Raw genomic sequence first — 21,018 nt, forward strand, 5'->3', positions numbered from 1 at the left:
AGAAGAAGTAAAAAGAAAAGTGCGGAGAAAATACTCCGCATTTTTTTATTCTATATCTGATACTTTGCTTGAGTATTTACTAAATTATTTGATTTTTATAGTGATAGCTGTGGTAAATAATTTTCAGTGATTCCAACAAGTTCTTCTATTGATATTAATTTTATCTTGCTGCTTTGAGGTAAAAGTGCGGTGAGATTTCTTGCTAAAATATCTTGTTTTAATATCATGCAATTCCCTTTACATTTGGCAAAATAATCAGGATATTTTATTGCCAATAACACACCGTCTTGCCACAGTACTACCGCATCTTTTTCTGTAATATATGAAAAATAGTCATCGAGTTCAGTTTTGGGATAATCTGATTGAGAAAATGTATAAAGCATAATATTCCTTAGAAAGTAAACAATTTTTCTGCTTGATTAAGCTTTTCTAGCAATAAAGAGCGGTTAATTTTTTCACAAGATAGGATAAGTTCTCTATTATCTAATTTAAATTTCTGCAAAGACGCTGTGCAGATAAAGCGTTGTTCTACATCATATAAATCTAATAATTTAAAGGTTCTAATGAAATCTTTTTGTTGAATGATTTCGGGTTGTTGGTTATCGATAAGATTTAATACGCCATCATTGATAAAAAATATCCCAATATCATTGGGTTCACAAAAAGCTGTCGCGGCAAGAATTGCATCTAAGCCTTCTCGTGAAATGGATGTGCCATGTGGAGATGTGCGAAATAAAAAGGCTATCTTCATAGGGTTATTACTCGATCTGCGTTTAAACTTGCTGCTATAAATTCTCCAAGACCTGCAATTATAAATCCCTCTGCAAGATTGTAGTGAGCTGTAGTTGGTGTAGTTAAGTTATCAACAACACCTCGTCTTTGAGATGCCGCAACACATAAATGCAAAGGAACATTGTGGGTGATGGAAAACATTTGCCAATGTTTTTGTAAATTAACTTCATCATTGGCTGGATACACTAATGCATTTCCGTTACTCACTCCATCTTGAAAGAAAAAAATCTGTGAGATTTCGTGTCCTTTTTTGATTAAGGCATCTGCAAATTGATAAGCTAAAAATGCCCCTTGTTTTCCGTAAATAGGGCTTTTGACGGCGATAACATAGCGCATTATTCTTGCTCTTGTTTGATTTGGCGGATGTACAGGTAAACCGTATGTCGGGAAATATCTAAGCGTTCTGCGACTAAATTAATCGCATCTTTAATATCAAAAATGCCTTTTTCGTAAAGAGAAAGGACGATTTGTCGGTTTTTAGTATTATTGGCAACAGCGCGATCCGTATTGACTTCTTCTATTGTTTTTTCAATAGTCTGCGCAACCAAGTCTTCCACTGAATTCGCAAAGTTCACTGAAGATGTTTCATTCGTATGCTCCGTTGGCATAAAGCATTGCAAAAATTGAGACATGGGTACATCTAAATTGATATTGATGCAAAGCAAACCAATAATACGTTGAGTTTTATTACGAATGGCAATAGTAACTGATTTCATCAGTACGCTGCCTTTTGCTCGTGTAAAATAAGGCTTTGAAACACTTTCGCTTTGCATATTTCGGAGCGAACGTAAGGCAAGATCGGTGATTGGCGAACCAACTTGCCGATTAGTGTTATGTCCGTTGGCAATACAAATAGCAGAATGTTCAATATTTTCCAGAGAATGAAGCACTATTTCGCAGTGCTCGCCAATCAGCGCGCTGACACCATCAACGACTGCTTTGTAGGAATTTATGATAGCCTGATCTTCATCAGTGAAAGGATATTTATCGTTTAATGTCATAGCGTTAGGTTAAAAGTGCGGTAAAAATTCCGCTCGTTTTTTATAATAAAAAGCACGCGTTAAAGAACGCGCGCTATTAAACTTATCCATTATTTTTCAGATTTCGGATTGACGTCCAATACTTCCACATCAAAAATTAATGTTGAATTTGGTGGAATAGATGCACCAGCACCTTGTTCGCCATAGCCTAATTCAGGTGCAATAACTAATTGAATTTTTCCGCCTTTTTTCACTAATTGAAGACCTTCAGTCCAGCCTTTAATTACTTGATCAAGTTGGAATTCTACAGGTTGTCCGCGCTCGACAGAGCTATCAAATACTTTTCCATTTGGTAATTTACCCGTGTAATGTACTTTAACGGTATCCGTTGATTTGATTGTATCGCCTTTACCTGCACTTTCAATTTTATACATTAAACCAGATTGCGTCGTTTTTACATCTTTCCCTTTAGCAAATTCAGCACGGAATTTATCGCCTTCTTCTTTTGCTTGTTTAGCAATCGCTTCTGCTTTTGCTTTTGATGCAGCCACTAATTTTGCTTCAATAGATTCTAAGGTTTTTTGGATTTTTTCATCTTTACGAACATCCACTTTGCCTTCTAAAGCATCTTTTAAGCCATCTAAAATACGCGCATTATCATATTTAATGACTTCTTTGTGGGAATCAACAAGATCTTTCATTTGACTGCCCATTAACGTACCTACTGCATAAGATGCCGCTTTCTCATCGAATGTGTTATCTTCTGCAAAAACTTGGCCAGAAATCACCGCACTTACCATTAATGCTGCAATAGATAATTTTTGAATTTTTAACATATAAGTTAATCCTTTATAATGAATGGAATAATACAGGGAATAGATTAAATGGCTTTCTATCTATTCTCAACTTTTTTTTAGAATTTAGAGAAAATTTATGCAAATTCAACAAATGTTAGAAAATCGCATCGAAGAACTTGAAATGAAAATTGCATTTCAGGAACAGTTATTAGATGAATTAAATCACGCTTTAGTTCAACAGCAATTTGATATAGATAAAATGCAAGTCCAATTGCGTTATATGGCAAATAAATTAAAAGACTTTCAACCGTCTAACATTGCAAGTCAATCTGAAGAAACGCCACCGCCCCATTATTGATTTTTGCAATAAATTCGTACAAATGAAAAGGGCGCTTAATGCGCCCTTTAAATTACATTCTCAAATAATAATCAGCTAAATACTTGCCTGCTTATGCAAAGTATTTTTCCAAATCGTCGCTACCGCCAATGTGTTTACCACCGATAAACACTTGTGGAACAGTAGCACGACCTGAAACTGCACGTACGCTCACGATTGTTGCATCGTGACCTAATATGATTTCTTCAAAGCTTAAGCCTTTATCGTGTAAAAGTTGTTTTGCTTTTGCACAGAAAGGACAGCCAGGTTTTGTAAAGATTGAAATAGACTCTTGCACTTGGTGTTGTGGTGCAAGGTATTTCAACATAGTGTCAGCATCGGATACTTTGAACGGATCGCCTGGTTCGTTTGGTTCGATAAACATTTTTTCAACTATGCCGTTTTTCACAAGCATAGAATAACGCCATGAACGTTTACCGAAGCCTAAATCTTCTTTACCAACTAACATACCCATGCCTTCGGTAAATTCACCATTACCATCTGGAATGAAAGTGATGTTTTCAGATTTTTCATCTTCTTTCCATGCGTTCATTACGAAAGTATCATTTACAGATACAACAAGAATATCGTCTACACCGTATTTTTTGAATACTGGCGCTAATTCGTTGTAACGTGGTAAGTGTGATGATGAGCAAGTTGGAGTGAATGCGCCCGGTAATGAGAACACGATCACTGTTTTGTTATCAAATAACTCTGAGGTAGTTACATCAACCCATTTATCACCCTGACGAGTGCGGAATGTCACTTGAGGGACTTTTTTTCCTTCCATACTAGACATTGTTTTTTCTCCTATTGGTTGTTAATTTAAATTTTACGTGCTGTATTATAGGGAAAATTATGATATAGTCATAATCAATTAATTCTATTCTTTTAATTGAATTTTTCTATAGGGAAAATCTCATGAATATCCGTGATCTAGAATATCTTGTTGCCTTATCTGAATATAAACATTTCCGCCGTGCTGCCGATTCTTGTAATGTGAGTCAACCAACATTAAGTGGGCAAATTCGTAAGTTAGAAGATGAGCTTGGTATTATTTTGTTAGAACGTACTAGCCGTAAAGTGTTGTTTACTCAATCTGGGATGTTATTGGTTGATCAGGCTCGTACAGTTCTTCGAGAAGTAAAATTATTGAAAGAAATGGCGAGTAATCAAGGTAAAGAAATGACCGGGCCATTACACATCGGTTTAATTCCAACGGTTGGTCCTTATTTGCTCCCTTATATTGTGCCAATGTTAAAAGCGGCATTCCCTGATTTAGAAGTGTTTCTTTATGAAGCGCAAACGCATCAATTATTAGAACAATTGGAAACGGGGCGTTTAGATTGTGCTATCGTTGCCACTGTTCCAGAAACTGAGGCTTTTATTGAAGTACCTATTTTCAACGAGAAAATGTTACTCGCCGTATCAGAGCATCATCCTTGGGCTCAAGAAAGTAAACTTCCAATGAACCAATTAAATGGTCAAGAAATGTTAATGCTTGATGATGGTCATTGTTTGCGTAATCAAGCGCTAGATTATTGCTTCACTGCTGGTGCAAAAGAAAATTCCCATTTCCAAGCAACTAGTCTTGAAACTTTGCGCAATATGGTGGCAGCGAATGCTGGTATCACTTTTATGCCTGAATTAGCGGTACTGAATGAAGGTACGCGCAAAGGTGTGAAATATATTCCTTGTTATTCGCCAGAGCCATCACGCACCATTGCGTTGGTTTATCGTCCTGGTTCGCCATTACGTAATCGTTATGAGCGTGTGGCAAGTGCGGTCAGCGATGAAGTTAAATCTATTCTAGATGGGTTGAAATAATGGCTGGTGTTCGTGCTGTTCAAAAAGAAAAGACTCGTCGCGCTTTAGTGGATGCAGCATTTAATCAACTTAGCGCAGAAAAAAGTTTTTCTAATTTAAGTTTACGAGAAGTGGCGCGCGAGGCTGGTATTGCGCCTACCTCTTTCTATCGCCATTTTAGTGATATGGATGAACTTGGCTTAGAAATGGTGGATGAAGCAGGTTTGATGTTGCGCCAATTAATGCGTCAAGCGCGTAAACGTATTGATGCGGGCGGTAGTGTTATTTCTGTTTCTGTGGATACATTTTTTGAATTTATTACTAATAGCACGAACGTTTTTCGCTTGTTATTACGCGAAAGTTCAGGCACTTCTCAAGCTTTTCGTACTGCGGCAGCACGCGAAATTAAGCATTTTGTTGATGAGTTAGCAGAATATATTTCCTACAAACATCAATATTCGCAATATGTTGCTTATGTTCAAGCGGAAGGCATCGTAACAATCGTATTCACTGCAGGGGCGAATGCTTTAGATATGAGTAAAGCTGAGCGTGAGCAACTTAAAGCTCGTGTGATTTTGCAGTTGAGAATGCTTGCAAAAGGTGCTGATTTTGCAGCGAATAAGGAAAGAGGCAAGTAAGATAGTTTATATCTAGCCTATTAGTTTTCTCTTTGTGCTTAGGTATTTGCTATCTTTTATTCTTCCAAGTTATTTTTCATACCAAATTTTATTTATATAAAGGGTAATAAATCCTGATGGCGTTTCTACCCGCACTTCGTCGTCTAATGTTTTTCCGATTAAAGCTCGAGCAACTGGGGAATCAATGGATATCCAATTTTTCGCAGGGGCAAATTCATCACAACCGACGATACGGTATTGCTTAATTTCACCTTCTTCATTTTCTAATTCCACCCACGCACCGAAGAAAACTTTTCCCTCTTGCTTTGGGTTGTAATCGACAATTTGTAGCACTTCCAATCTTTTAGTTAAAAAACGCACGCGGCGATCAATTTCACGTAAACGACGTTTACCATAAATATATTCGGCATTTTCGCTACGATCGCCTAGCGCAGCTGCATCTGAAACGGCTTGAGTGACTTTTGGGCGTTCTTCTTTCCACAAAAACTTGAGTTCTTGGTCAAGCACAAGCCAGCCTTGACGGGTAATATAATTTGATTTTGCCATAATAAAAATAAAAGAAAGTTTTTTGAATTATATTTGAGCCAGCCCACTAAAACCAGTATTCTATCTTCGTTTTTTTATAATAAAGAAGTACGACAATGTTAAATCAACAAATTAGCCAAATTATTGCGGCAGAATTAACCGTTCAACCCCAACAAATTCTTGCTGCCATTCAATTATTAGATGATGGCAACACCATTCCATTTATCGCCCGTTATCGTAAAGAAGCCACAGGGGGCTTAGATGACACCCAGCTTCGCCATTTTGAAACCCGTTTAATTTATTTACGTGAATTAGAAGAACGTCGTCAAACCATCTTGAAATCTATTGAAGAGCAAGGAAAATTGACCGATGAATTGCGTGACAAAATTCATGCGACACAAAGCAAAACCGAATTAGAAGATTTATATTTGCCGTACAAACCTAAACGTCGCACCAAAGGGCAAATTGCCATTGAAGCTGGTCTTGAGCCATTGGCTAATTTACTTTGGAATGAGCCAAAAAATGATCCAGAATCAACCGCACTTTCCTTTGTGGATGCTGATAAAGGCGTGACAGACACCAAAGTAGCCCTTGATGGTGCACGCTATATTTTAATGGAACGTTTTGCTGAAGATGCAGGTTTATTAGCGAAAGTTCGTGATTATTTAGCAAAAAATGCCGTTATCGTATCAAAAGTGATCGAAGGCAAAGAAACGGAAGGCGCAAAATTCCAAGATTATTTCGATCATCAAGAATTATTGAAAAATGTGCCTTCTCATCGTGCATTGGCTATGTTCCGTGGACGTAATGAGGGCATTTTACAATTAAGTTTAAATGCTGATCCTGATGCGGAAGAAGGAAGTCGCCAAAGCTATTGTGAAGAGATTATTCGTGATTATTTAGATGTGCGTTTCACGGGACAGCCAGCAGATAAATGGCGTGAGCAAGTGATTGCGTGGACGTGGAAAATCAAAGTTTCGTTGCATTTAGAAACGGAATTAATGGCAAGTTTACGTGAAAAAGCGGAAGAAGAAGCCATTGATGTTTTCGCTCGAAATCTGACCGCACTTTTAATGGCGGCACCGGCTGGTGCGAAAAGTACTATGGGCTTGGACCCAGGCTTACGTACAGGTGTTAAAGTCGCGGTGGTGGATAACACAGGTAAATTATTAGATACCACTACCATTTATCCACACACGGGGCGTGAAGCTGAAGCACAAGTGGCGATTTTCAGCTTAATCCGCAAACATAACGTGGAATTAATTGCCATTGGTAATGGTACGGCTTCTCGTGAAACAGAACGTTTTGCGAAAGACGTGATTAAAGAAATTAAAGAAAATAAGCCACAAACCGTTGTGGTGAGTGAAGCTGGCGCGTCCGTTTATTCAGCTTCTGAATTTGCGGCAAATGAATTCCCGAATTTAGATGTATTTTTACGTGGTGCGGTATCAATTGCGCGTCGTTTACAAGATCCATTGGCAGAATTAGTGAAAATCGAACCGAAAGCCATTGGTGTAGGGCAATATCAACATGATGTAAACCAAACCCAACTTGCACGTAAACTCGATGCAGTAGTGGAAGACTGTGTAAACGCAGTAGGTGTGGATTTGAATACGGCATCCGCACCATTGCTCGCTCGCGTGGCTGGAATGACGAAAACCTTAGCGCAAAACATTGTGGTATATCGTGATGAAAATGGTCGTTTTGAAAGTCGTAGCGAATTGAAAAAAGTGCCACGTTTAGGGCCAAAAGCCTTTGAGCAATGTGCAGGCTTTATGCGTATTGCTGAAGGGAAAAATCCACTTGATGCTTCAGGTGTTCACCCAGAAGCTTATCCTGTGGTCGAAAAAATTTTGCAAGCTACCGCGCAATCTATTCAAGATTTAATGGGTAATGCGGGTGTGGTACGTCAGCTTGATGCAAAACAATTCATTGATGAGCAATTTGGTTTACCGACCGTCCAAGATATTTTCAAAGAGTTGGAAAAACCAGGGCGTGATCCACGTGGCGAGTTCAAAACCGCTGTATTTGCTGAGGGCGTGGAAGAAATAACGGATTTAAAATCTGGAATGATTTTAGAAGGAACAGTGACTAATGTAACTAATTTTGGCGCATTTGTGGATATTGGTGTTCATCAAGATGGTTTAGTGCATATTTCATCATTAAGCGATAAATTCGTGGAAGATCCCCTCCAAGTGGTAAAAACAGGCAACATTGTAAAAGTCAAAGTGTTAGAAGTGGATGTGCTGCGTAAACGCATTGCATTGACGATGCGATTAGATGAAAGTGCGGTCAAAAATGATAGCAAATCTGACCGCACTTTATCCGCAAGACCTCGTGGAAATATGCAACGAGAGGCGCGTAATTCAAGAGGTAATAATGCGATGGGCAATGCCTTTGCTGATGCACTAAAAAATTGGAAAAAATAACAAGTTATAGGGCGAAATTATTCGCCCTTTTTTTATCGTTTTCCTTTCCCGAAAAGCATCGCCAAAACGGCGATTTTTTGCTATAATCTCGCCCAATTTTTATTTACAAAAGAATGAGATAAATTATGTCAGAAACGACCAATGATAACTATGGTGCATCGAGCATTAAAGTATTAAAAGGCCTTGATGCGGTGCGTAAACGTCCAGGTATGTATATCGGCGATACCGATGACGGTACTGGTTTGCACCATATGGTATTTGAAGTGGTGGATAATGCCATTGATGAAGCCCTCGCTGGCCATTGTTCCGATATTATCGTGACAATTCACGATGATAATTCTGTATCGGTGCAAGATGATGGGCGCGGGATTCCTGTGGATATTCATCCTGAAGAAGGCGTTTCTGCAGCAGAAGTTATTATGACTGTGCTTCACGCAGGCGGTAAATTTGACGATAACTCTTATAAAGTATCGGGCGGTTTACACGGCGTGGGCGTATCTGTAGTGAATGCGCTTTCTGATAAGTTACAATTAACCATTCGTCGTCAAGGTCACGTTCACGAGCAGTTTTATCATTTAGGGGAGCCTCAATCGCCATTAACAGTGATTGGCGAAACAGAGGCAACGGGGACAACGGTTCGTTTCTGGCCAAGCTCAGATATTTTTGCTATCACAACCTTTGATTACAAAATCTTAGCAAAACGCTTACGTGAGCTTTCTTTCTTGAATTCTGGCGTATCTATTCGTTTAATCGATAAACGTGATGGATCTGAAGATCATTTCCATTATGAAGGCGGTATTCAAGCATTCGTAGAATATTTGAACAAAAATAAAAACCCAATTCATCCAAAGCCATTTTATTTTACCGCTGAGAAAGATGGCATCGGCGTAGAAGTTGCATTGCAGTGGAATGATGGTGTAAATGAAAACGTGTATTGCTTTACCAATAACATTCCTCAACGTGATGGCGGTACTCACTTAGCTGGTTTTCGTGGAGCTTTAACCCGTAGCTTAAATAGCTATATGGAAAACGAAGGCATGCTGAAAAAAGAAAAAGTGGCGACTTCAGGTGATGATGCACGTGAAGGTTTAGTGGCGATTATTTCAGTTAAAGTGCCAGATCCAAAATTCTCATCGCAAACGAAAGACAAACTCGTGTCTTCAGAAGTTAAAAGTGCGGTGGAATCAGCGATGAATGAAAAAATGCAGGAATATTTATTAGAAAATCCTACAGATGCAAAAATCATTGTAAACCAAATTATTATGGCTGCTCGTGCGCGTGAAGCAGCACGTAAAGCGCGTGAAATGACGCGCCGTAAAGGGGCATTAGATATTGCAGGTTTACCAGGTAAACTTGCAGACTGCCAAGAAAAAGATCCTGCACTTTCTGAACTTTACTTGGTGGAGGGGGACTCCGCGGGTGGTTCTGCAAAAGTTGGTCGTGATCGTAAAACTCAAGCAATTTTGCCATTGAAAGGTAAAATATTAAACGTAGAAAAAGCACGTTTCGACAAAATGTTGTCTTCCCAAGAGGTGGGCACATTAATTACTGCTTTAGGTTGTGGTATTGGTCGTGATGAATATAACCCTGATAAATTACGCTATCATCATATTATCATTATGACCGATGCTGATGTGGATGGTTCTCACATACGTACATTGCTTTTAACGTTTTTCTATCGTCAAATGCCTGAGCTGATTGAGCGTGGTTATGTTTACATTGCTCAGCCGCCACTTTACAAAGTGAAAAAAGGAAAACAAGAACGCTACATTAAAGATGCGGATGAAATGGAGCAATATGAATTAACCCTTGCGTTAGATGGCGCAGAATTACATATCAGTGCAAATGCACCAGCAATGAATGCCCTTGTATTTGAAAAATTGGTGGCAGAATATAACAGCGTACAAAAACTTATCGGTCGTTTAAACCGTCATTACCCAACTCCAGTGTTGCAAGGATTAATTTATCAGTCGCCAATTTCTGTTGAAATGATGAAAAACGAAAGTGCGGTTGAAAATTGGGGTAAATCTTTTGTTGAACAACTGACTGCAAAAGAAACAGAAGCGCATCAATATTCAGTGCGTACACAATTTAATGCGGAACGCCAAGTGTATGAAGCGGTGATTACTGTTCGCAAACACGGTATTGATACTGATTATTTCTTGAATTTTGATTTTGTTCACGGCAATGAATACGCGAAAATTGTTTCTCTTAATAAACAACTCAATGGTTTATTAGAAGAGGGTGCTTATGTTATTCGTGGCGAAAAAGTACAACCAGTACGTAGTTTTGAACAAGCCGTTGAATGGCTGGTGAAAGAATCTCGTAAAGGCCTTGAAGTACAACGTTATAAAGGGCTTGGTGAAATGAACGCAGATCAACTTTGGGAAACCACAATGGATCCAAATTCACGTCGTATGTTGAAAGTTTCTATTAAAGATGCTGTTGCAGCAGATCAACTCTTCACGACCTTAATGGGAGATGAAGTTGAGCCACGTCGTGAGTTCATTGAGCTGAATGCGTTAAGAGCAAATCTGGACGTGTAAATTTTCGTCTATTTATATTCATGACTGAAAGGGTATTTAGATGCCCTTTCTTTGTTTATCTTGTTATTTCATATAAGGATTACTATTGGTTTTTTGAACTTAAGTGAGTAAACTAAATGCACTCATTTTCTCAACGGAGAACCTTTATGAAACCTTATCTTATCGCCCCATCAATTCTTTCTGCCGATCTCGCTCGTCTTGGTAATGATGTACAAAACGTACTTAATGCAGGTGCGGATGTTATTCATTTTGATGTTATGGATAATCATTATGTACCTAATCTCACTTTTGGGCCTGCGGTATGTCAAGCTTTACGTGATTATGGCATTACCGCACCGATAGATGTGCATTTAATGGTAAAACCGATCGATCGCATTATTCCCGATTTTGCTAAAGCAGGTGCGAATTACATCACTTTTCACCCAGAATCTAGCGAACATATTGACCGCTCTTTGCAGCTTATTCGCGATTGTGGTTGTAAATCTGGATTAGTTTTTAATCCTGCGACGCCGTTGAGCTATTTAGATTACGTTTTGGATAAAGTGGATGTGGTTTTATTAATGTCAGTTAATCCCGGATTTGGCGGACAATCTTTTATTCCAGCAACATTGAAGAAATTACAACAGGCTCGTAAGATCATTGATGAAAGTGGTTATGACATTCGTCTTGAAGTAGATGGTGGCGTGAAGGTTGATAACATCGCAGAAATAGCCGCGGCAGGTGCTGATATGTTTGTGGCAGGTTCCGCAATTTTTGGTAAGCCAGATTATAAACAAGTTATTGACCAAATGCGTACACAGTTAGCAAGTGTTAGCGCATAACCGTTATTTTAATAAAATACGATCGTAATAGAACAGAGAAAAACAATGAACACACAATTTAAACTTATTGGCTTTGATTTAGATGGCACCTTGGTAAATAGCCTGCCTGATTTAGCGTTATCCGTAAATTCTGCTTTGGCTGAATTTGATTTACCGAAAGCGCCAGAAGAATTAGTTTTAACTTGGATCGGTAATGGCGCGCCTGTATTAATTGCTCGAGCGTTAGATTGGGCGAAAAAACAAACAGGAAAAGTGCTAACTGAAACAGAGGTTAAGCAAGTAACAGAACGTTTTAATTTTTATTATGGCGAGAATTTATGTAATGTCAGCCGCTTGTATCCAAATGTAAAAGAAACTTTAGAAATCCTGAAAGAAAAAGGCTATGTCCTAGCAGTTGTTACCAATAAACCCACAAAACATGTTCAACCTGTGTTGGCAGCATTTGGCATTGATCATTTATTTAGTGAAATGTTAGGTGGCCAGTCTTTACCTGTCATTAAACCACATCCAGGTCCGCTTTATTATTTATGCGGAAAATTTGGTTTTGAACCACGCCAAGTGCTTTTCGTAGGCGATTCTAAAAATGATATTATCGCAGGCCACGCTGCAGGCTGTGCAGTTGTTGGTTTAACTTACGGCTACAATTACAATATCCCTATCACTGAATCCAATCCAGATTTGGTGTTTGATGATTTTGCCCAGCTATTAAGTATTCTTTAAGTTTTCCATCTAATAAAAAGTGCGGTTAATTTTTACCGCACTTTTGTTATCTACTTAATTGATTTTAAAGAATGTTTGAAAATTCTTCTAACATTTCTTTTGGCCATACGCTTGATTGCACTTCACCGATATGTTTTTTACGAAGTAAAAGCATCGCTAAGCGAGATTGACCGATACCACCGCCGATAGTTAATGGCAATTTCCCGTTTAATAAATCTTGGTGCCAATCCATTTTTAAATGGTCTTCATCGCCTGTTAAGCCAACTTGTAAGCGTAATGCACTTTCATCTACGCGGATACCCATTGAGGAAAGTTCAAAGGCTTTGCCTAATTGGTCGTTCCATACCAAAATGTCGCCGTTTAAACCTTTGTAGCCATTTTCAGATTCTGTTGTCCAGTCATCATAATCTGGTGCACGACCATCATGAGGTTTGCCATCTGAAAGTTTGCCGCCAATCCCGATTAAGAATACTGCACCGTATTCTTTACAAATTGCGTTTTCACGCTCTTTACTGCTTAAATCTGGATAGCGTTTTACTAAATCTTCGCTATGCACAAAGGTAATCTGTTTTGGAAGAATGGAAGGAATATCAAAACGTGCTTCTACGGCTAATTCTGTTAAACGAATAGCACGATAAATAGAATTTACTGTTTCTTTTAAGTATGCAAAATTACGACGACCTTCAGGAATCACTTTTTCCCAGTCCCATTGATCTACATAAACAGAGTGCGTGGGATCAAGAGAATCTTCATCGGGACGCAATGCTTTCATATGAACAAACAAGCCTTCGTCTTCTTTAAAGTTGAAACGAGCTAATGTATGGCGTTTCCATTTCGCAAGAGAATGCACAACTTCAAACACCGCATTTGGAATACATTTCACATTAACCTGTACGGCTTTTTCAATGCCTGATAGGTTATCTTGCATTCCGTTACCCACTTGGCTCAAAATTGGGCCTTGCACTTCAATAATGCCAAGTTGCTCAATAAGATTTTGGGTAAAAGTGTTCTTCACAAAGCTGATTTCTTGTTGTTGTAAAATAAATGTCTTTTTCATTTTGATAACCTTTTTTAACGAGGAGTAATATTTTTGAGTATTATTCAGTAAATAATGATTTTATTTCAAGTATTTTATTTACTTTCTTTTCTTGGTTAAATATCATCTAATTCATTGTGAAAAAATTAAATAAAATCTAAAGGAGGAAGTTTTATGCACAACATTGATAGTTTAGATCAAAAAATATTACGTGTACTCACTAAAGATGCGAGAACACCATACGCAGAAATGGCTAAAAATTTTGGTGTTAGTCCAGGAACGATTCACGTTCGGGTCGAAAAAATGCGTCAATCGGGCATTATTAAAGGCACAAAAGTAATTATTGATGAACGTAAATTAGGCTATGATGTATGTTGTTTTATCGGCATTATTCTAAAAAGCGCAAAAGATTATGAAAAAGTGATCAAAAAGCTAGAAAGTTTTGATGAAGTAGTCGAGGCCTATTATACAACGGGCAATTACTCGATTTTCTTAAAGGTGATGACACACACAATTGCAGAATTACATTCCGTTTTGGCGACCAAGATTCAGTTAATTGATGAAATTCAATCCACTGAAACCTTGATTTCAATGCAAAATCCAATTTTGCGAGATATTAAACCTTAAGAACATAGAAAGTGCGGTGAAATTTTTATTCAAATTTATCTTGGTGTTTAAATTTCAATAAATCTCTCCGCTCTTTTTTATTTGGGCGACGATCAGGATGGGGCATTGAAAGGGAATTATTTTTTCTTGCCCACTCGATTTCTTCTCTTTTTTTCACGCTACTTTCGGTTTCTTGATAGAGTAATTGTGCTTCTGGCGCACCTCGGCGTTGATCGCTTAAGGCGATAATTTTTATTTCTTTTTCTTCGTTTCCCTGGCGAAGTTTTAACATTGCGCCCACTTCCACAATTTTACTTACTTTCGCACGTTGATTGTTGTAATGCACTTTACCACTTTCAATCATCGCTTTAGCAATGCTCCGTGTTTTGTAAAATCGGGCAGCCCACAACCATTTATCTAATCTGACTTCTTTTTCTGCCATTATTTTTTCCTTATTTTGATAAGACAAAATAGTACCACAAAGTATGCTAATGAACTGTTATTAAAAATTTTATTCTTTAATAGGATTTTTATTAAATGAAAAAAAATAAAAACAGGTTAATTTAAACATTTTTCAATAAAACAAATTTTATGTTAAAAAAACTTGAAAAATAGTCAAATTTTTGACAAGGTTGAGCGGTTTTCTTTTTTTAAGCTCAAGGAACAATTTATGCATAACGAAAACTTAAAAGAATTGACCGTTCGAGGAATTATCCTCGGTGCATTGATTACGGTAATTTTCACTGCATCCAATGTGTATCTCGGTCTAAAAGTGGGGGTGACATTTGCGTCATCTATTCCAGCGGCCGTCATTTCTATGGCAGTACTCAAATTTTTCAAAGATTCTAGCATTCTTGAAAATAATATGGTGCAAACTCAAGCATCTTCAGCAGGTACGCTTTCTTCGGTGATCTTCGTCTTGCCTGGTTTATTAATGATGGGCTACTGGCAAGATTTCCCATTCTGGCAAACGATGTTGATTTGTGCAGCTGGTGGTACATTGGGCGTGTTATTCACTATTCCATTACGCCGTGCAATGGTGGTAAATAGTAATTTACCTTATCCTGAAGGGGTAGCCGCTGCAGAAATTTTGAAAGCAGGTAATCATGCAGATGGCGACAGCGGTGTGAAAGATATTGCTTACGGTGGTGTTTTAGCAGGATTAGTGGCATTTTTAACTAATGGTTTACGCGTGATGGCTGATGGTGCAAGTGCTTGGATTCAAACAGGAAAAGCGGCGTTCCAATTACCAATGGGCTTTTCACTTGCCTTACTCGGTGCGGGTTATTTAATTGGTATCGTGGGCGGTATCGCAATGTTGATCGGTGTTATTTTGACTTGGGGTGTGGCAGTGCCATATTTCACAATGTCAGAAGATATTGCCGCGGATGCAAGTTTAATTGATTCTGCGATGACTGTTTGGAAAACCAAAGTGCGTTATATTGGTGTGGGTACAATTGGCATTGCTGCGATTTGGACATTGCTGATTTTAATGAAACCAATGATTGAAGGAATGGTTCATTCTTTCCGTATGCTGAAAGGTGGGCAAGAGGCATCAGAACATCGTATTGATATTGACCTTTCTCCAAAAACAATGATTTATATCTTAATTGCGACGGTTGCGCTAATTGTTATTTCATTACATCACTTTATTGCGGCGGCACCAATTTCGCCTGAGCTTTCCATTTTATTAGTGGTAGTTTGTACTTTCTTAGCGGTATTTATCGGCTTCTTTGTGGCAGCGGCTTCTGGTTATATGGCTGGTTTAGTGGGTTCATCTTCAAGCCCAATTTCTGGTATCGGAATTATTTCTGTTATCGTGATTTCATTAGTATTGGTGTCAATCGGTAATGCCTCGGGCTTATTTGAAACTGTAGATGGTCAGAAATTTTTAACCGCACTTACATTGTTTACGGCATCTATCGTAATCACTACAGCTTGTATTTCTAATGATAATCTACAAGATTTAAAAACGGGTTTATTAGTTGAAGCAACACCTTGGCGACAACAAGTTGCATTAATTATCGGCTGCTTTGTCGGTGCACTTGTTATTGCGCCAGTATTAGAAATCTTATATCACGCGTATGGTTTCAGTGGTGCATTGCCACGTCCAGATATGGATCCTTCACAAGCCTTATCTGCACCACAAGCAACGTTAATGACCGCCATTTCTCAAGGTATTTTCACAAATAAATTGGAATGGACTTACATCTTAACTGGTGTGGGTTTAGGTGCTGTGTTAATTACGATTGATGCATTTTTGAAAAAAGTCAGCAACAAAGTCTTTAGCTTGCCAGTTATTGCTGTGGGGATTGGTATTTACTTACCACCATCAATTAATACGCCTGTGATTGTTGGTGCATTCCTAGCGTGGATTATGGCTCGCCATATTGCAAAACTTGGTAACAAAGAAGTGTCAGCTAAAGCAGAACGTTTCGGTACGCTTTTCTCTGCAGGTTTAATTGTAGGCGAAAGTTTAATGGGTGTCATTTTAGCATTCATTATTGCGGCTTCTGTTACCACTGGTGGTTCTGAAGCGCCATTATCCTTAAATCTTGAAAACTGGGATACAATTGGCGAGTGGTTCGGTTTAATCGTATTTATCGTGGGCATTGTGATTTTTGCATCTCGCGTATTACGTGCGAAAAAAATCTGATTAATCCTTAAATTTATTTTAGAATAGGTTATCTTCTGGATAACCTATTTTTCACTATGAAATCTTACTTAAAAACACTTATTTTTTTTCCTCTGATTTTACAGATAGTCGTCACCGCACTTTTGATTTGGTTCGATGATGACTCAAGTGGCGTTATCGTTCCTTTTTCTAGCTATGCTCTCACAGCATTTCTTCTCGCCACAATTCCCGCATTTTTAACCGCACTTTTAGCCGCAAAATTCCGTTACACACGTTATAACATTGCTTCGATTGTATTAGTTTCATCGATCATTTCATTTGTTTATTGCAATATGGCATCTTATTTTTATTTGTTATTACTCGGCGAACAAGACACTTCCTTTTGGGGCTGGTTGACCGAAGGGGGATTGTCCCTCGGGTTAATAAGCACATGCGGAATGGTTTTTTATGCTCTATTTGTAATGCCTTGGTTGCTGCCAAAAACAAGAGAATAATTTTATGCTGACGCTAAACGAACATTTACTTAACCAAGTATTGCTGATTGCTTACCAAGCGGGTAAGCATTTGCAACAGTTTTATCAAAAACAGGTTCATGTTGAATTGAAAGAAGACAACACGCCTGTGACGGAAGCGGATCTTTTTGTGAGCCAATTTTTAACCGAAAAATTGACCGCACTTTTCCCTAATGTCCCTGTTCTTTCGGAAGAAAATTGCCATATTTCCTTTGAAGAACGTAAAAATTGGAAAGAATATTGGTTGATTGATCCTCTTGATGGCACACAACAATTTATTAATCGTACCGATCAATTTTCTGTGTTGATAACCTTAGTTCGTAAAAATAAACCCGTGTTAAGCATTATTCATGCGCCAATTTTATCAATAACTTATTATGCAATGCGTGATTTCGGAGCGTTTAAAAAACAACTGGATCAGGTAAAAAAACTCACTAAAAACACGACGAATTTTGACCGCCCTTTACGAATTGCGGTAGGTGCAACCACTTCACAAGAAAAAGTGCGGTCGATTTTGCCGAAGGATTTTACTTGTGAATTTGTTGTGGTTGGTTCAAGTAGCTTAAAAAGCGGTTTGGTGGCTGAAGGTGCAGTAGATTGTTATGTTCGTTTAGGACAAACAGGCGAATGGGATACCGCTGGCGCAGAAGTGTTGCTGAATGAAACTCACGGTGCCATTTTTGACTCTCATTTTGAGCCTTTAACCTATAACCAACGCGAAACATTGATTAATCCGCATTTTGTTATGGTGGGCGATCAATCGTTCGATTGGCGTTCTGTCTTTCAATTTAATTGATTGGTTCGATTGGTTTTTTTCTCTAGAATACGGCATTATTTTCGACATTACTCGGAAGCCGAATAAGGAATAATTATGCAAACTGATAATAATTGTATCGTCATTTTTGGCGCGTCTGGTGACTTAACTCATCGTAAACTCATTCCAGCCCTTTATAATCTCTACAAAATCGGGCGTTTGAGTGAAAACTTTTCCGTTCTTGGTGTTGCACGTTCTGACTTGAACGATGAAACTTTCCGCAAAAAAATGCGTGAGGCGTTAATTCATAATGAAGAAACAACACCTGACACTTTAGATGCTTTCTGCTCTCATCTTTATTACCAAGCAGTGAATACTTCGGATGCTCAAGATTACGGCAAACTTGTTCCACGTTTAGACGAACTTCACGATAAATATCAAACCTGTGGTAACACCCTTTACTATATGTCCACTCCGCCAAGTCTTTATGGCGTGATTCCTGAGTGTTTGGCTGCACATGGTTTAAATACGGAAGAATATGGCTGGAAACGTATTATCGTTGAAAAACCTTTTGGTTACGATGAAAAAACAGCGCAAGCATTAGACGTACAAATCCACCGTTTCTTTGAAGAACACCAAATTTATCGTATCGACCATTATTTAGGTAAAGAAACCGTTCAAAACTTGCTCGTATTACGTTTTTCAAATGGTTGGTTTGAACCGCTTTGGAACCGTAATTTCATTGATTATGTAGAAATTACTGGTGCAGAATCTATTGGCGTGGAAGAGCGCGGGGGCTATTATGATGGTTCTGGCGCAATGCGAGATATGTTCCAAAACCATTTATTACAAGTCCTTGCTATGGTTGCAATGGAGCCGCCAGCGATTATTAACGCGAATTCAATGCGTGATGAAGTGGCAAAAGTGATGCATAGTTTGCGTCCATTAACTTCGGAGGATATGGAGAATAACCTTGTTTTGGGTCAATACACTGCGGCTGAAATTAACGGCAAAATGGAAAAAGGCTATCTAGAAGAAAAAGGTGTGCCTGCAGATTCTCGTACTGAAACCTACATCTCATTGCGTTGTGAAATTGAAAACTGGCGTTGGGCTGGCGTGCCGTTCTATGTTCGTACGGGTAAACGCTTACCAGCTCGTGTGACTGAAATTGTGATCCATTTTAAAACTACGCCACATCCTGTATTCAGCCAAAATGCACCAGAGAATAAATTGATTATTCGTATTCAACCTGATGAAGCTATTTCAATGCGTTTTGGTTTGAAAAAACCAGGTGCAGGTTTTGAGGCGAAAGAAGTATCAATGGATTTCCGTTATGCAGATTTAGCAGGCACGCAAGTATTAACCGCTTATGAACGTTTATTGTTGGATGCGATGAAAGGCGATGCAACCTTGTTTGCTCGTACTGATGCTGTGCATGCTGCATGGAAATTTGTGCAACCGATTTTAGATTACAAAGCCAATGGTGGTCGTATTCACGAATATGAAGCTGGCACTTGGGGGCCTGTTGCAGCTGATAAATTAATCGCAAAACAAGGCAAAGTGTGGCGTAAACCAAGTGGATTGATGAAGAAAAAAGTTTAACTAATCTAATGTAGGGTGGGCTTTAGCCCACCGATCTTACTATCTAACATAATAAATTGTGGGCTAAAGCCCAACGGAAAATCAATGAACTATATCAGCTTCCCAACTGCTCAACATGCAGTCGATAAAATTGCACAAGAATTTGTGATTTATAGTCAATTAAATCATCCTGTACATATTTCCCTTTCTGGTGGTTCGACGCCTAAGTTATTATTTAAAACCCTAGCCAAATCACCTTATGCGGAACAAATTAACTGGAAAAATCTGCATTTTTGGTGGGGAGATGATCGTATGGTTCCGCCATCTGATCCTGAAAGTAACTATGGCGAAGTGCAAAAACTTTTATTCGATCATATTCAAATTCCAATGGAAAATATCCATCGAATTCGTGGCGAAAATGAACCGCACTTTGAACTAAAACGTTTCGAAGAAGAATTAAGTGCGGTCATTCCAAACGGTGTTTTTGATTGGATTATTTTAGGCATGGGGACAGACGGTCATACTGCTTCTCTCTTCCCACATCAAACTAGTTTTGATGATGAAAACCGAGCTGTCATTGCTAAGCATCCTGAAAGTGGTCAAATTCGCATTTCTAAAACAGCTAAACTCATTGAACAAGCCAAACGCATTACCTATTTGGTAACGGGTGAAAGCAAGGCGGATATTTTAAAAGAAATCCAAACGACTCCAGTTGATAACCTACCTTACCCTGCTGCCAAAATTAAAGCAAAAAATGGGGTGACGGAGTGGTATTTGGATAAAGCAGCGGCAAGGCTGCTCTAATGGAAATTTTAGCTCATATTTTAACTTGCACTTGTCACCCTTGAACATTGGTTGCCTGCAGTGTTGGCAATAGTTTTGTAAATGGTTGCATAAAATTGATCGCTTGTAGGGGCAAATTACATTTGCCCTATAAAAACAATTACAGCGGAATGTATGACTACGAAATATAATGCAGGTATTCATCATCGAAGATCGATTCGTTTAAAACATTATAATTATCGTTCTGAAGGATTTTATTTCATCACCATTTGTTGTAAAAATAAAGAATGTCTATTTGGGCATATCATTAATCAACAAATGCAATTAAATGATTTAGGGAATTACGTAAAACAGTGTTGGGAAAATATTCCAATGTTCTTTCCACAAGTACGAATTGATGAATTTGTTATTATGCCAAATCATTTACACGGTATTATTGAAATTATTGAACAGGTAAAGGGCAAATGTAATTTGCCCCTACAATTGAGAGCAACACAGTTGCCACAAAAGGGAACATCTCAAACAATTGGCTCAATAGTTCGTGGATTTAAAGCAGGTGTAACATCTTGGGCAAGAAAAAATAGTGAAATTTTTGATGTTTGGCAGCGAAATTATTATGAACATATTATTCGTGATGAAAAATCCTATTTGCAGATTTATGAATATATTCAAAATAATCCT

General features: G+C 38.3%; 23 protein-coding genes. 14 read left to right on the forward strand and 9 right to left on the reverse strand.

What is annotated here, in order from left to right; translation table 11 throughout:
- Positions 1-95: 95 nt before the first annotated feature.
- From HMPREF2644_RS01100 to fkpA, 5 genes are all read right to left on the reverse strand, one after another.
- Positions 96-383, reverse strand: a complete 288-nt coding sequence (locus tag HMPREF2644_RS01100; protein WP_005649577.1) for a DsrH/TusB family sulfur relay protein — start codon at positions 381-383, stop codon at positions 96-98.
- Between the two features lie 8 nt (positions 384-391).
- On the reverse strand, positions 392-751 hold the full coding sequence (tusC, locus tag HMPREF2644_RS01105) for a sulfurtransferase complex subunit TusC (RefSeq protein ID WP_038440499.1): 360 nt from the start codon (positions 749-751) through the stop codon (positions 392-394).
- Positions 748-1,128, reverse strand: coding sequence for a sulfurtransferase complex subunit TusD (gene tusD / locus HMPREF2644_RS01110; protein WP_005660941.1), 381 nt, complete (start codon positions 1,126-1,128; stop codon positions 748-750). Before tusD ends, tusC begins: the two co-directional genes overlap by 4 nt.
- Positions 1,128-1,793 carry a helix-turn-helix transcriptional regulator gene (locus HMPREF2644_RS01115; RefSeq protein WP_005660943.1) on the reverse strand — a complete coding sequence of 222 codons (666 nt, stop codon included), beginning with the start codon at positions 1,791-1,793 and terminating at the stop codon, positions 1,128-1,130. Before HMPREF2644_RS01115 ends, tusD begins: the two co-directional genes overlap by 1 nt.
- A gap of 89 nt (positions 1,794-1,882) precedes the next feature.
- Positions 1,883-2,608: an FKBP-type peptidyl-prolyl cis-trans isomerase gene (gene fkpA / locus HMPREF2644_RS01120; protein ID WP_005657915.1), complete on the reverse strand. Its 726-nt coding sequence runs from the start codon at positions 2,606-2,608 to the stop codon at positions 1,883-1,885.
- A 97-nt stretch (positions 2,609-2,705) separates the two neighbouring features.
- Here fkpA and HMPREF2644_RS01125 point away from each other — a divergent pair, with 97 nt between their 5' ends.
- A complete protein-coding gene (locus HMPREF2644_RS01125) occupies positions 2,706-2,927 on the forward strand; it encodes a SlyX family protein (protein ID WP_005649565.1) in 222 nt (73 codons plus the stop codon).
- A gap of 91 nt (positions 2,928-3,018) precedes the next feature.
- On the opposite strand, the gene pgdx is transcribed toward HMPREF2644_RS01125, so the two are convergent.
- Positions 3,019-3,744 (reverse strand): hybrid peroxiredoxin PGdx, encoded by a 726-nt coding sequence (gene pgdx / locus HMPREF2644_RS01130; RefSeq protein WP_070828162.1) that lies wholly within the window; start codon positions 3,742-3,744, stop codon positions 3,019-3,021.
- A gap of 122 nt (positions 3,745-3,866) precedes the next feature.
- Here pgdx and oxyR point away from each other — a divergent pair, with 122 nt between their 5' ends.
- Together oxyR and fabR are read left to right on the forward strand one after the other, a co-directional pair.
- The gene (oxyR, locus tag HMPREF2644_RS01135) at positions 3,867-4,772 is read left to right on the forward strand and encodes a DNA-binding transcriptional regulator OxyR (protein WP_005649559.1); all 906 of its coding nucleotides are present in this window, start codon (positions 3,867-3,869) and stop codon (positions 4,770-4,772) included.
- Entirely contained in the window at positions 4,772-5,389 is a 618-nt protein-coding gene (gene fabR, locus HMPREF2644_RS01140; protein WP_005629669.1) for an HTH-type transcriptional repressor FabR, read from the forward strand. Before oxyR ends, fabR begins: the two co-directional genes overlap by 1 nt.
- Positions 5,390-5,458: 69 nt before the next feature.
- Here the strand turns inward: fabR and greB are convergent, their stop codons facing one another.
- Complete coding sequence (gene greB, locus HMPREF2644_RS01145) at positions 5,459-5,935, reverse strand: transcription elongation factor GreB (protein WP_011272114.1); 477 nt, start codon at positions 5,933-5,935, stop codon at positions 5,459-5,461.
- A 95-nt stretch (positions 5,936-6,030) separates the two neighbouring features.
- Between greB and HMPREF2644_RS01150 the strand changes: the two genes are divergently transcribed.
- From HMPREF2644_RS01150 to HMPREF2644_RS01165, 4 genes are all read left to right on the forward strand, one after another.
- Complete coding sequence (locus HMPREF2644_RS01150; RefSeq protein ID WP_038440501.1) at positions 6,031-8,343, forward strand: Tex family protein; 2,313 nt, start codon at positions 6,031-6,033, stop codon at positions 8,341-8,343.
- 125 nt (positions 8,344-8,468) lie between these two features.
- Positions 8,469-10,889, forward strand: a complete 2,421-nt coding sequence (gene gyrB / locus HMPREF2644_RS01155; protein WP_038440502.1) for a DNA topoisomerase (ATP-hydrolyzing) subunit B — start codon at positions 8,469-8,471, stop codon at positions 10,887-10,889.
- Positions 10,890-11,035: 146 nt separating this feature from the next.
- A complete protein-coding gene (gene rpe / locus HMPREF2644_RS01160) occupies positions 11,036-11,710 on the forward strand; it encodes a ribulose-phosphate 3-epimerase (RefSeq protein ID WP_005666358.1) in 675 nt (224 codons plus the stop codon).
- A 45-nt stretch (positions 11,711-11,755) separates the two neighbouring features.
- On the forward strand, positions 11,756-12,430 hold the full coding sequence (locus tag HMPREF2644_RS01165) for a phosphoglycolate phosphatase (protein WP_070828163.1): 675 nt from the start codon (positions 11,756-11,758) through the stop codon (positions 12,428-12,430).
- Between the two features lie 64 nt (positions 12,431-12,494).
- On the opposite strand, the gene asnA is transcribed toward HMPREF2644_RS01165, so the two are convergent.
- Positions 12,495-13,487, reverse strand: a complete 993-nt coding sequence (gene asnA / locus HMPREF2644_RS01170; protein ID WP_005654693.1) for an aspartate--ammonia ligase — start codon at positions 13,485-13,487, stop codon at positions 12,495-12,497.
- 153 nt (positions 13,488-13,640) lie between these two features.
- On the opposite strand from asnA, the gene asnC reads away from it, so the two are divergent.
- On the forward strand, positions 13,641-14,093 hold the full coding sequence (gene asnC / locus HMPREF2644_RS01175) for a transcriptional regulator AsnC (RefSeq protein WP_005649540.1): 453 nt from the start codon (positions 13,641-13,643) through the stop codon (positions 14,091-14,093).
- Between the two features lie 25 nt (positions 14,094-14,118).
- Here the strand turns inward: asnC and hslR are convergent, their stop codons facing one another.
- Complete coding sequence (hslR, locus tag HMPREF2644_RS01180) at positions 14,119-14,514, reverse strand: ribosome-associated heat shock protein Hsp15 (RefSeq protein WP_038440506.1); 396 nt, start codon at positions 14,512-14,514, stop codon at positions 14,119-14,121.
- A gap of 228 nt (positions 14,515-14,742) precedes the next feature.
- Between hslR and HMPREF2644_RS01185 the strand changes: the two genes are divergently transcribed.
- From HMPREF2644_RS01185 to HMPREF2644_RS01210, 6 genes are all read left to right on the forward strand, one after another.
- Positions 14,743-16,728 carry an OPT family oligopeptide transporter gene (locus tag HMPREF2644_RS01185; RefSeq protein WP_005669465.1) on the forward strand — a complete coding sequence of 662 codons (1,986 nt, stop codon included), beginning with the start codon at positions 14,743-14,745 and terminating at the stop codon, positions 16,726-16,728.
- Positions 16,729-16,784: 56 nt separating this feature from the next.
- Positions 16,785-17,201 (forward strand): hypothetical protein, encoded by a 417-nt coding sequence (locus HMPREF2644_RS01190; protein WP_005690245.1) that lies wholly within the window; start codon positions 16,785-16,787, stop codon positions 17,199-17,201.
- A gap of 4 nt (positions 17,202-17,205) precedes the next feature.
- On the forward strand, positions 17,206-18,015 hold the full coding sequence (gene cysQ / locus HMPREF2644_RS01195; RefSeq protein WP_005690243.1) for a 3'(2'),5'-bisphosphate nucleotidase CysQ: 810 nt from the start codon (positions 17,206-17,208) through the stop codon (positions 18,013-18,015).
- Between the two features lie 75 nt (positions 18,016-18,090).
- Positions 18,091-19,575 carry a glucose-6-phosphate dehydrogenase gene (gene zwf / locus HMPREF2644_RS01200; RefSeq protein WP_011272106.1) on the forward strand — a complete coding sequence of 495 codons (1,485 nt, stop codon included), beginning with the start codon at positions 18,091-18,093 and terminating at the stop codon, positions 19,573-19,575.
- 84 nt (positions 19,576-19,659) lie between these two features.
- Positions 19,660-20,358 carry a 6-phosphogluconolactonase gene (pgl, locus tag HMPREF2644_RS01205; RefSeq protein ID WP_042599431.1) on the forward strand — a complete coding sequence of 233 codons (699 nt, stop codon included), beginning with the start codon at positions 19,660-19,662 and terminating at the stop codon, positions 20,356-20,358.
- Between the two features lie 153 nt (positions 20,359-20,511).
- Positions 20,512-21,018, forward strand: a 507-nt coding sequence (locus HMPREF2644_RS01210; protein WP_070828164.1) for a transposase, incomplete at its 3' end; no start/stop codon positions are given.

The sequence above is a fragment of the Haemophilus sp. HMSC071C11 genome, assembly GCF_001837655.1.
In the GTDB taxonomy this organism is placed as follows: Bacteria; Pseudomonadota; Gammaproteobacteria; order Enterobacterales; family Pasteurellaceae; genus Haemophilus; species Haemophilus influenzae.